This is a genomic window from Agromyces humi, assembly GCF_009720255.1.
GTDB classification, from domain to species: Bacteria; Actinomycetota; Actinomycetes; order Actinomycetales; family Microbacteriaceae; genus Agromyces; species Agromyces humi.
Genome location: NZ_WJSP02000094.1, coordinates 1 through 10988, shown reverse-complemented (window position 1 = coordinate 10988; position 10988 = coordinate 1). Strand labels below are relative to the sequence as shown.

The following is a 10988-nucleotide window of genomic DNA, read 5'->3' as shown; positions in this document are numbered from 1 at the left end:
GGTGACGACGCGGCCGCCGCCGGAGAGCTTCGCGTCGTACATCGCGTGGTCGGCTGCTCGGATGAGTTGGTCGATGATGACCGGGCTTTCGGGGTATTCGACCGTGACGACCCCGATGCTTGCCGTGATCGAGAGCTCCGCGGGGAGTTCGTCGTAGGGTTCGGCCACGGATGCTCGGATGCGCTCGGCGAGGACCTCGGCGTCGGCAGGGTGGTCGACCGCTGCCACGATGATGAACTCATCGCCACCGAAGCGTCCGAGGATGTCGTGCTCGCGAATCACCCCGCGCAACCTGATGCCCACTTCCCTGAGCAGGTCATCGCCGGCAGCATGTCCGAGCAAGTCATTCACCGCCTTGAAGCCGTCGAGATCGGCGAAGATCACCGCGACTACCGGGAAGTTCGAGAGCAGTGTCTGCGTGACGTCCTCCTCGAAAAGTCGCCGGCGGGGCAGGCCAGTGACTTCGTCGTGCATCGCCGCTCGTCGTAGTGATTCCTCGAGGCGGACGCGGGCGATGGCCTGAGCCGCCTGGTTCGTGAGAGCTTCCGCCAGCGGCACCGCTTCTTCGTCGAACTCCCGTGGGTGATCGAAATAGCAGATCATCGACCCAATCGATTCGCCCTTCGACTGAATCGGCGAGGCGATGGCCGCCTCGATTCCGGAGGCGCGATATGCGGCGCTCATTACCGCTCCCGGCACATACCGGTCAGCATCCTCGGGGGATCGCACGACGAGCACCTGGCCACCGGCCAACGTGAACGCACCGGCAGGCGCAAACCCTGCCGGCCAGCGCGGCGCCAGCGGATTCACACCGGCGACCTGCTGAACCCCGTCCGGCTCGCGCAGATGTACGCTCACGAACGTCGCCGCGAACGCGCGCTGCGCGACATCGACGAGCAGTTCCGCGGCCTCGGTCTCTGCTCGAACCGCACCGAATCCCACAGCCGCATTCAACAGGATTTGCAACCGCCGACGTGCTCGTTCGGTCTTGGCCTCGGCGCCATGGAAGCCGAGCGCGAATGCGGTTCTCTCCGAGACGTCGTACACCGCGATCCGCATGCCTTCGTCGGCCGAGATGTCATCAAGTGCCCCGACGACGACCGGTCGGACGATGCCCGATGTGCCATGCAGGGTTGCGTCCGTCGGGCGGAGCCCGTCAGCGCCTACGAGCGGCATGCGCAGGGTCAGGAAGCTCTCGAGCGGGTGCCCGATGAGCTCGCCGGATTCACTTCCCGTCCATTCGAGGACCGCCGTGTTGACATCCACGATCACCCCGGCGAGATCGACGATGATCAGACCGCAAGTGGGCAGCAATGGAAGCGCGCGACGGCCGTCTTCTGGCGCCGTGGAGGGATGCATGAACGAATGATCCCCGCGCCCCGCGCCGCGTGTCAAACCAAGAGGGAACGGGCGCCGATCGAATACTGCTCGCGCAGAGGCGAGTGGGTGGTGGAAACTCACCGCCCTGCGGCGACCGCCGCGGAAAGTGGGTGACCCGTGCCCCGACTGATCGCTCAACGTGCGTCGTTTTCGAGAGGCGCACGTGCGTCCCAACGAACGAACCCCGCCTGAAAGCGCCCTGCACGGTAGGCCTCCGCGACCCGCGCAAAGCCATGACGACGGAGGAAAGTGGCGAGCGCCACAGCGGCCTCATCGAGCATTCGCCCGCGATCTTCGTCATCCATGGTGGAGCTGAGCTGGAGCGCCATCCGCAGGCTGAGGTCATCGACGAGGTCAAGATGCTCGAACGCAACCTTGACCGCGCAATCCGACGGTAGGTGCGGCGTCGTGTCGAGTCGGAGTCACAACCCGACGTCAACGTTCACCCAGCATCCGAATCGCGGATGCTCGATCTGGACGACCCACTGGATATCGGACCCACTGGGCCGCCACAACGACCCTCTACCCTCAAGACCCGAGCGCTTGAGCGACGCGCTAGTCACTCGGCGTGCATCCGCGTAAGCGTGCTTGTATTACTGTGTGGTGCTATGTAATGTATGCCGCATGGTAGCGATCGCGAAGCACGAGCAGGACCTTCGCAAGGGCGTCCTCGTGCTCGCCGTGCTGTCCCAGTTACGCGAGGAGCAGTACGGCTACTCGCTGCGGCAGGCGCTCGCCAAGCGCGGGATGCCGATCGAAGAAGGCACGCTGTACCCCCTGCTGCGACGGCTGGAGGCGCAAGGCCTCCTCGCCTCACGGTGGAAGGCGGAGAACGGCCCGCCGCGTCGGTACTACTCGCTCAGCACCATCGGCGCCGAGCTCTACCGAGAGCTGTCCGAATCGTGGGCCTCTCTCGCGACCGTGATGTCCGCGCTCTTGGAAGGGGAGTAGCGATGAAGCCGGATGCCCTCATCGAGTCCTACGTCGCCGAAGTCGTGCGCCATCTGCCGAGGAGGCAGCGCGCCGACGTCGGGTTCGAACTGCGCTCGCTGCTCACCGAGGAATTGCGCGGCCGCGCCGGCGACAGCGTGCCCGCCACCGCGACGACGCTCGACCTGCTCGCGGATTTCGGGCGTCCCGCCGAGGTGGCCGACCGCTACCGGCCGGCCGGGTTCACGATCATCCGACCCGCGGACGCGCCTCGCTTCGCCTGGATCTCGTTCGTCGGCGTGGCGGTCCAGTGGGTGATCACGCTCATCGCGACCTACACCGCCCCCGCGACCGGCGCCGGCGACGACTGGCTCAGTCGGCTCGGAACATGGTGGCTGTCCGCAGGGCTCGGGGCGTTCTGGTGGCCCGGTCTGCTCGTCTCGTTGAGCATCGTCGCGGCGGTGATCGCGGCGGCGGTGATGCTCCGGAGTGGACGCCCCGAGCGGCGGCGATGCTCGACCGCGACAGCATCCGTCGCCCGCTCTACGTGCTCGCGATCGCGGCCGCCCTCGTGGGCATCGCAGCACTGGTGGCCGCGATCAACCTCGCCACGTGGTGGCCCGGGCTGCCGCAGACGCTACTCGACGCGTTCGTGATCGACGAGGGCTTCCTGGAGACGCGGGCTCCGTGGGCGCTTCTGCTCTGGGCGGCGACGTTCGCGAGCATGATCGCCGTCCTCGTCGCGGGGCGCTGGACGCGCACGACCAGGCTGCTCGCCATCGTCGGGAACGTGCTCTGGGTCGTCCTGCTCGTCTGGTGGGTCGCGGCCGGTCCGATCTTCGTACAGCCCTACGCCGACTCCGTGGCCAAAGGATGCCTCCTCCTCGTCGCCGGGCTCTGCGTGCTTGATCTCGTGCTCACCGTCCGCCACGTGCGCCATGGCATCCCCGATCCAGCGGTCTAGCGGCGTTTAACGCTGAACGCTACCCGTGCCTGGACGCGTAAAACCTCCAAGAGGGTGTCGAAAAAGAGAAGGCGTGATGCCATCCGCTGCGGACCCCCGGTCGTTGACCCCGCACGGCAGAGTTCGAACGGGCTCGTCATCAACGACCCCGCTGCTGGCCTGTGACGTCATCTCATGCTGTTTGGGTGAGTCGGGAGCGAGCGTGCAGACGTATCTTGGGCATCGGTCGTCAATTGGGTGCGCGACCGCGAGGCCCACCGCAGTGGTAGGCGCGAACATCGCTTGGGGGATGCATGTCCGATCGGAACCGCAGTGGGTTCAGCACCGACGAGATGGCGCAGGCGGTGGCATCGCTGAGTACGGCTGACACTGTTTCATCTCCGTTTGGGGAGTTTCGCTTTTTCGACGGGCTGCCGCTGCCCGACACCGTCGCGACAGCGTACGACGCGCTCGACCTCATGCGGGCGATCGAGGTGTTCCTGAATGCCGTGCCCGGCGCGTCGCTCGTGGCGTTCCGCAACGGCCTCCGGGCCGCTGGCATCGGCACGGCCCGCCAGATCGGCATCACGGAGCCGCGGGCGACGTCGAAGGCGCTGTACCTGACCCCGAACACCGAGACGACCTACGGCGTGACGATGCTCGACCTGAGGGCCTGGGGCCCCACCGTGATCGAGGCGCCACCGCAATCGCTCTGCGTGGTCGATGATTTCTGGTTCAGGTACGTGGCCGATATGGGCATCGCCGGGCCCGATAGAGGAGCCGGCGGCAAGTACCTGTTCCTCCCGCCCGGCTACGACGGCGACGTGCCCGACGGCTATTTCACGTACCGCACGCCCACGTACACGAACTTCGTCGTGCTGCGTGCCCTCGGCGGTGTGCCGGCCATGAAGCAGACCCGCACCTATCCGCTGGCGCACTCCGAGAGCCCCGAAGCGAACGAGTTCATCAACCTCTCAGAGCTGGCGATCAACACCGTGCACGCCAACGACTTCTCGTTCTACGAAGAGGTCGCCGAACTCGTGCAAGAGGAGCCGATCGAGGCACTCGACCCCGAACGGGCCGGGCAGCTCGCTGGCATCGGCATCGTGCATGGGCAGCACTTCGCGCCCGACGCCCGGCTGAGGGGCATCCTCGAGAACGCCGCGCCGATCGCCGCAGGCATCGCACGCGTCATCGCGTACGCACCCCGTGACCCCGATGCGGTGCTCTACGGCTCTTGGCGCAACGGCTTCGTGGGCGGCAGTTACGAGTTCCTCCGCGGCGGGGCGCGCCTGCTCGACGCCAGAACCCAGTTCCACTACCTCGCCACGGTCATCACCCCGGCGATGGCGCATGCCCAGATCGGCGCCGGCTCCGCGTACGCCTACACGGTGCACGACGAGAACGGAGACCTGCTCGACGGCAGCCGCACGTACCGCCTACACGTGGACGCGAACCCGCCCGCGAAGAACTTCTGGGCCGTCGACGTCTACGACACCCAAACACGGTCACTGCTGGTCGTCCCCTCGACGCCGTATCCCGCCGTGGCGAGCAACGATGGCAAGGTACAGGCCAATGACGACGGCTCGTACGACCTGTACTTCGGACCCACCGCACCGGAGGGGAGGGAATCGAACTGGGTCGAGACAATCCCCGGCAAGGCCTGGTTCCAGCTCTTCCGCATCTACGGGCCACTCGAGCCCTGGTTCGACCAGACCTGGCGACTCAACGAGTTCCAGCCGATCGACTGAAGCGAAACCAAATCGACAAACGATAACGGTGAGCGCCCCGCCCGTTGACTCATCGTTTCTGATGACCGGGCTGGCTTGAATTGTTGAGCCGACGCGAACACTCTGACTGTAAAGGGGAAGAGCTAGGTGCGTTACGTGTTGCGATGATGCGCCTCGTCAGGCACGGGAGCCTATGCCCAGCCGGCTACCGTCTGAACTCATCGCGGTCCGAAGGGTGTGGGACCTTCCTGTCAGGGACAGGGGTCTTCCCTTTGCGCCACCGACAGTGCACACTGATCGCGAGCCGTTTCCCCCGCGCGGCTTCCGGTTCCCGGTGCGACGTCTTCGAACACCGTCGCAGGGAACCGGGCCTCCAGGGCTCTCACGGGCGATCTGCTGGCACCTCGAGTAGGGGTCGTGGAAACGACCCAACTTCCTCGAAGACGGAGGGAGGGCGTGCGTCGTGCTGGATCCTCCACCGCAACGTCGACACAACTAGGTCGTCGGATCGGCTAGCGACTCTTGTTTTATGCGGCGAGGTTGCGCAGGCGTCAAGGGTGTGTTCCTGAGAGTTCCTGAGGTCGAGACTGGAGTGCGAATCGAAACGAGGAGCCTATGATTCAGGCCAGGATCAGGATCGACGGACGCGATTACATCCTCCCGCCGGACCATGACGCCGAAACCGTCATGGGCCGGATTACGGCGCAGGTGCGTGACGGGGGAGGGTTTGTGGAGATCGTGCGCACACCCGAACGAACCTTCAGCGTTCTCGTCTCGCCCGGAATGAGCCTGTCCATCGAGGTCACGCATGTCGAGGACGAGCCCGCCACTGGCGTGGCGGAGGTCGAGGAATCGTGGTGGGTGCAGTCGTCGCTGGACCCGCTCGACATGCTGTGAGTCGCGGCCACCAAACCGTGGGCCGTGTCAACCCCGACGATTCGCCAGACTGGCACGCTACGGTTCTGCGGGGAGGACCACATGGGAAAACTACACTACGGCGGCCAGTCATTTGACATGGACGATCGCATGCTTGCACATCTTCAATTGATCATTGGCGTCAAGCTACGTCGCGGTGAAAACTTCTTCATGTCCTGGAAGCCGCCCGCCTCCTCCGGCGAAGGGCGCCGCGCAGTCTGGATCGACAACGGTGTGCCCATCTCCTTCGAATACGCCGGAGGCCGGGATCCGAAACTGAACTTCGCGTGGGCGGAGAAACTCGCCGACTCAGCAGGTAAGGGGGGCGGCCTCATCGTCATGGCCGAAGACGTCCCGCTCATGCCTGAGGACGACTAGCCAGCCAGTAGTGCCTGCGGAGCCCAGAGGCCTCAACATGACCGAGGCGAAGTGATTGGTCGCCATTTCAATTCCCGGGGCGACGATACCCTGGGCCGCGTGCGGCGCGTCCCACCCACGCGACGAAGACCGTGGGCGGTCCGAGACGCGCGTTCTTGGATGCGGGCACCCTCGCCGGATCCTCGATGCGATTGACGACTGTGAACCAGTCTTACTGGGATAGCTCGAGGTTCAGTCGGTCGAGGAGCGCTTCGAGGGAGACTTCGAACACCTCGTCGCTGCGGTCCTGGCTGATCAGCGGACGGAGGCGTCGTACTTCGGGAGCGTCGTCGAGCATGATCTGGCCATCCGCCTCGGGTACGTCGGCGCCGCCCTCGTCGAGTGGTTCCTCCACCGGAGCTGCCTCGGCGCCACGGACCGCGGACTCACGGAGTAGATGACCGAGCAGAACGCTGCTGAACGACCGGTACGCGTCGACCGCTTGGGCGTCGGTGAATCCGTGGCCGGTGAGTGCGGTGAGGAATGTGTTGACGACCTCGACGCTGCGCAAGGGCGGACGCAGCCAGGGAGCCGCGGGATGCCGGGTGGCGACCAACGAGAACGCATTGGGATGCTCGATCGCGATGCCGCGGACCTCGTGGGCCACAGTCTGCAGGAAGCCCTGCCAGTGTTCAGCGAGCTCCTCGTTCCTCGTTCAGACTCGATGTCAGGTTGCCCATGAGTAGGGCGAGCACACCTTCGAGCAGGTCCTCTCGCCCGTGAACGTGCCGATACAACGACATCGCCTCCACGCCCAGCTGTTGATCTGGGCCAGAGCGGTCTCGATGATCAACTCACGACTCAGGCGGCGGGCCAACGATCCAGCCCGATTCCTCCCTCTGAGGGGTACGGCCAGCGTCCCCCTGTCTCCTTCCGTGGAACCGTAGATCTCGGAGTAGTCCATTGGCCGGCGGGAGCCGGGGCGGATCGCACATCTGCCGGACGTGCAAGGTTGCGATAATCGGGCAGGTCAGCTGACCGCCACTGGCTCCGGCTCCGGCACCCTCACCGGCAGCTGAGGAGACCAATAATCGGCTGGCTCAGGCTGCAAGGTCAGCGAACCGGTCATTCCGACGCCATCGGAGAGCTTGTCGAGCCACCCGCGGTTCAGAGTCGGCCGTCGATTGCCGGCGTACACGAACTGAACCGCTGACCGCGGCGAGATCCAGGCGCTCACGAGTGAGTTGCCGTCCCGCAGGTTCAAGGCGAACGACTCGTTCCGGCGGAGCTTGTCGATCATCACGACCTGCAGGTGAGCAAGCGTGCGGTCGTCGATCTCGATCTCTCGGCTGATGTCGTACACGAAATAGCCCATCGTTGCCTCCTCGGCGGATCGGTAGAACCCTGCGTAACGCGGGTACCGGCAGCGAAAGGTGTGACCGTGGTCTGGGGAGACTCCACAACGTGACCAAGTACTGAGCCCCACGTTACGCAGATGACCCTCGAACGAGGGGAAGTCAAGGACGGATGGTCAGACGGTTCTTACGCGGAACAGCCAGCCACTGTCACCGATCGAACAACTCCCAGAATTCTGGGTCGAGATCTGGCTCTGGCGCCAGCCATAACCCGTCGGGCATGGCCGCCGCGAGCGCCATCGCGCCCAGCCACGCCTGGTTGAGAGGCATCATCTGACGGTCGCTGAAGACGAACTCCCCGGCTGTCCTCGCGTTCAGCCACACGGTCCCCTCACGGTCGTCGTGGTCGAGCGTCAGAGAGAAGCTCTCATCGTCTCGCAGCTTCCTGACGATGATGACTTGCAGATACGCAAGCGCGCGATCGCCCATGCCGAACTGGAGACTGTCGTCGTAAATCAGGGTGCCCGCGATGCTCCTCCCAGTGAGGGCACACTACGCGTCGACCGATGGTCCAGGGTAGCTGACGAGCGGACCGCCGGCGTCTGGACCATGGTGGACAGCACAGGCAGGAGTGCGGCGCCGTACTCATCGGCACTCAGGTCGGTAACGTCCCGAGCGTGGCGGGCGGAACCTGAACAGGTGAAGACGGTCGCGATGGCGGCGGTGGTCCACAGCACGGTCGCCCGTCCGCTCAGGGTTCGGTAGCACTTGAATCATGGCCGCTCCAGAGGAAAGCCATCCCGGGGAGGTAGGCTCTTCTGGACGGCACCAGGACCTTGCGCCCAGTCATCTGATGAAGACGGGTGGAATCCATGAATGTCTCCCTTCCAGGCGATGATCGGCACGGGTTTGCGTCTGCTCTGGCCCGCCTGACCGCTGCCGGCTCAGGCGATGATCTCTGCGGGCCCTTCGTCGCTGCTGTGGAGGTGTCGGGGGCGGTGATATCCACGCTCGGCTTGCCTCTGGGTAGCCAGACGGTGTGCGCCAGCAGCAGAATCGCCGCCAGGATCGATGAGATACAGATTGATCTTGGCGAGGGGCCGTGCTGGGATGCGCTGCGGACACGTCGACCGGTCCTCGAGGACGACTTGGACCGCGACGGTGGTACCGATTGGCCCAATGTCAGGGAGGCGTTCCGTGCCCTCGACATCCGTGCACTGTACGCGTTCCCTCTCTTCGTCGGGAACCTCAACGTCGGGTCTGTCGACATGTACGCTCACGAGCCCCGGCAGCTCTCACTGGCCGATGTCGAGGACGTGACGGTCCTGGCGGAGATCGCATCGAGACAGCTGCTCCGCCGGGCCCTGGACGATCTCGACAACGTCGAGGAGGGCCTCCCAGATGGCCCCCACTCGCGCCGTGAGATTCATCAAGCGTCTGGGATGGTCGCCGCGCAGTTGAGCATCGCGCCCGACGACGCACTCCTGCTCCTCCGCGGCCGTGCATTCTCCTCGAGCCGCAGTGTGAGCGAGGTCGCCGCCGATGTGGTCGCCCGTCGCTTGACCTTCGACCCGTGATGACCCCCGGCGTACACTTGGTCCCGAGCATTCGAGAAGATTGATGATGAGCATTCGAGAAGATCAGCTGTTGCACACAGTGGGGACATTGGCTGACTCGCTCGTCGACGACTACGACGTCGTCGAAGTGCTCCAGCTCCTCGTCGACGAATGCACGAAGATCTTTGACGCCAGCGCCGCTGGCATTCTCCTGATCAGCCCGACCGGGCATCTGGAAGTCCTCGTCTCTACCAGCGAGCGCAGCGAATTCGTCGAATTGATGCAACTCCGCGCCGGCGAAGGTCCCTGCATAGAGGCTGTCGCCACCGGCAAGGTGGTTTCCGTCCCAGATCTCCGACACATCGCCAGCCGCTGGCCGAAGTTCGCAGCCGACGCCCGCCAGTCTGGGTATTCCTCCCTGCATGCCATCCCGATGCGCCTCCGCGAGTCGACGATCGGGTCGCTGAACCTGTTCCGGAACACGACCGGCGACTTGAACGATCCCGACGCCGCCGCCGCGAGGACTCTCGCCGATATCGCCACGATCAGCATCCTTCAGCAACGCCTCATCGAAGAATCCTCGGTCGCACAAGCGCAACTGCAGCGCGCACTCGACACCCGCGTGATCATCGAACAAGCCAAGGGCTACATCGCGCAAAGCCATGGCCTCGATATGGAAGCGGCCTTCGCCCTCATCCGAGGCCACGCCCGATCAACCCAGACCCGACTCAGCCTCGTCGCCGAAGACATCACCACTGGCCGACTCACCCTCTAGCAATTTCGCGCCACGCCGGTGCCGGTGGGAATCGGCCTGACTTTCGTTCCATTCTTCACGCGAGGATGGAACTCGAGGAACAGGAACTACTCGCCGGAGATGTGTGAGCGGGCGTTGCGGACGCTCCCGGAAACTCGGCCAGCACCCGAACATGATGAGCGCGGTCCGGCACGTGGCAGGTCTGCTCGGGTTGAGCCGCCGAGACGCGTCGGCTCTGGCATCGCCGGTACGAGGTCGACGCCGGCGCGAAGCCCGGGCTGACGACAGGCGCGGCGGCTGAGATCACGCGGCCGAAGAAAGTGACCTGGCCAGCATCTGGCGAGCCCGCTTCCGGCCCCGTGACTGGCGCGGCAGCAATGGACTCCTTCTCCGATCCCCCGGTGGCGAGCTGAGTCATGGTTGGTTCGCAGATCTCTCCGCCTCGAGTCGCCGCAGCGGGTCTCCAGTGCTCGCTGTGGAACGGCGCCGGGCTTGGGGGTCGTCCCAAGCCCGGCGTCGCAGTTCGGCCCTGGTTGCCAGGGCCGCGGGGAGGTGTCGTTACCGGCGTGCGTCCTCGTCGAGTTCGATCTTCTCCTTGCGGACGTCCTCGCTGACCCGCTGGTTCTCGGTCACGGTGTCCTTGTCGAGCTTGACGCGCTCGACGGGAACGGTCTCCTTGTCGACGACGACGCGCTCCTCCGACAGCACCACTTCGTGCTCCTCCTCACTGAGGTCGGCGCCGTTCATGGCCTGGCCTACGTTGCCGTCCGTGATGGGCTCCCGCTCGAGGCGCACCTCTTCCCGCGTGACCGGAACCGTGACGGTCTGCTCCTCGGTGACGATGTACTTGCGCAGGCGCGCGCGGCCGGTCTCCACGTTCTCGGTCCCGACATGGAGTTGCTCTTCCGAGCGGGTCATCGCCGTGTCGGTGTTCGGTCCCGACGTGTCGTGCCCGGTCGTGCCGAAGTCGAAGTCGCCCGCGTACTGCGACCCGCCCAGGTCGTAGTAAGTGAACAGGCGGTCCTGCTCCTCGGGACTGATGGCGCCGTCGATCTCGATCCGGGGCGC

The 10988-nt window shown here is 65.2% G+C and carries 13 protein-coding genes; 8 read left to right on the top strand and 5 right to left on the bottom strand.

Annotated elements, in window-relative coordinates; genetic code table 11:
• Positions 1–1359: sensor domain-containing protein (locus tag GH736_RS10075; protein WP_159602771.1), on the bottom strand; the 1359-nt coding region annotated here is incomplete at its 3' end.
• 254 nt (positions 1360–1613) lie between these two features.
• Here GH736_RS10075 and GH736_RS10070 point away from each other — a divergent pair.
• From GH736_RS10070 to GH736_RS10045, 6 genes are all read left to right on the top strand, one after another.
• Entirely contained in the window at positions 1614–1778 is a 165-nt protein-coding gene (locus GH736_RS10070; RefSeq protein ID WP_159602769.1) for a hypothetical protein, read from the top strand.
• Positions 1779–2004: 226 nt separating this feature from the next.
• Positions 2005–2331: a PadR family transcriptional regulator gene (locus GH736_RS10065; RefSeq protein WP_159602767.1), complete on the top strand. Its 327-nt coding sequence runs from the start codon at positions 2005–2007 to the stop codon at positions 2329–2331.
• Positions 2332–2821: 490 nt separating this feature from the next.
• Positions 2822–3274: a hypothetical protein gene (locus GH736_RS10060; protein ID WP_159602765.1), complete on the top strand. Its 453-nt coding sequence runs from the start codon at positions 2822–2824 to the stop codon at positions 3272–3274.
• A 293-nt stretch (positions 3275–3567) separates the two neighbouring features.
• Positions 3568–5004 carry a DUF1254 domain-containing protein gene (locus GH736_RS10055; protein ID WP_203230707.1) on the top strand — a complete coding sequence of 479 codons (1437 nt, stop codon included), beginning with the start codon at positions 3568–3570 and terminating at the stop codon, positions 5002–5004.
• Between the two features lie 594 nt (positions 5005–5598).
• Positions 5599–5880: a hypothetical protein gene (locus tag GH736_RS10050; RefSeq protein ID WP_159602763.1), complete on the top strand. Its 282-nt coding sequence runs from the start codon at positions 5599–5601 to the stop codon at positions 5878–5880.
• Positions 5881–5961: 81 nt separating this feature from the next.
• Entirely contained in the window at positions 5962–6276 is a 315-nt protein-coding gene (locus tag GH736_RS10045) for a DUF7882 family protein (protein WP_159602761.1), read from the top strand.
• 211 nt (positions 6277–6487) lie between these two features.
• Here the strand turns inward: GH736_RS10045 and GH736_RS24930 are convergent, their stop codons facing one another.
• The 3 genes from GH736_RS24930 to GH736_RS10030 form a co-directional block, all read right to left on the bottom strand.
• Positions 6488–6922 carry a TetR/AcrR family transcriptional regulator C-terminal domain-containing protein gene (locus tag GH736_RS24930; RefSeq protein ID WP_235933957.1) on the bottom strand — a complete coding sequence of 145 codons (435 nt, stop codon included), beginning with the start codon at positions 6920–6922 and terminating at the stop codon, positions 6488–6490.
• A 363-nt stretch (positions 6923–7285) separates the two neighbouring features.
• Complete coding sequence (locus GH736_RS10035) at positions 7286–7630, bottom strand: DUF7882 family protein (RefSeq protein ID WP_159602759.1); 345 nt, start codon at positions 7628–7630, stop codon at positions 7286–7288.
• 190 nt (positions 7631–7820) lie between these two features.
• The gene (locus tag GH736_RS10030; protein ID WP_456236770.1) at positions 7821–8126 is read right to left on the bottom strand and encodes a DUF7882 family protein; all 306 of its coding nucleotides are present in this window, start codon (positions 8124–8126) and stop codon (positions 7821–7823) included.
• 356 nt (positions 8127–8482) lie between these two features.
• On the opposite strand from GH736_RS10030, the gene GH736_RS10025 reads away from it, so the two are divergent.
• Together GH736_RS10025 and GH736_RS10020 are read left to right on the top strand one after the other, a co-directional pair.
• A complete protein-coding gene (locus GH736_RS10025; protein ID WP_159602773.1) occupies positions 8483–9187 on the top strand; it encodes a GAF and ANTAR domain-containing protein in 705 nt (234 codons plus the stop codon).
• 43 nt (positions 9188–9230) lie between these two features.
• Positions 9231–9941, top strand: a complete 711-nt coding sequence (locus tag GH736_RS10020; protein ID WP_159602755.1) for a GAF and ANTAR domain-containing protein — start codon at positions 9231–9233, stop codon at positions 9939–9941.
• A 537-nt stretch (positions 9942–10478) separates the two neighbouring features.
• Here the strand turns inward: GH736_RS10020 and GH736_RS10015 are convergent.
• On the bottom strand, positions 10479–10988 hold a 510-nt coding region (locus GH736_RS10015; protein ID WP_159602753.1), incomplete at its 5' end, for a YsnF/AvaK domain-containing protein.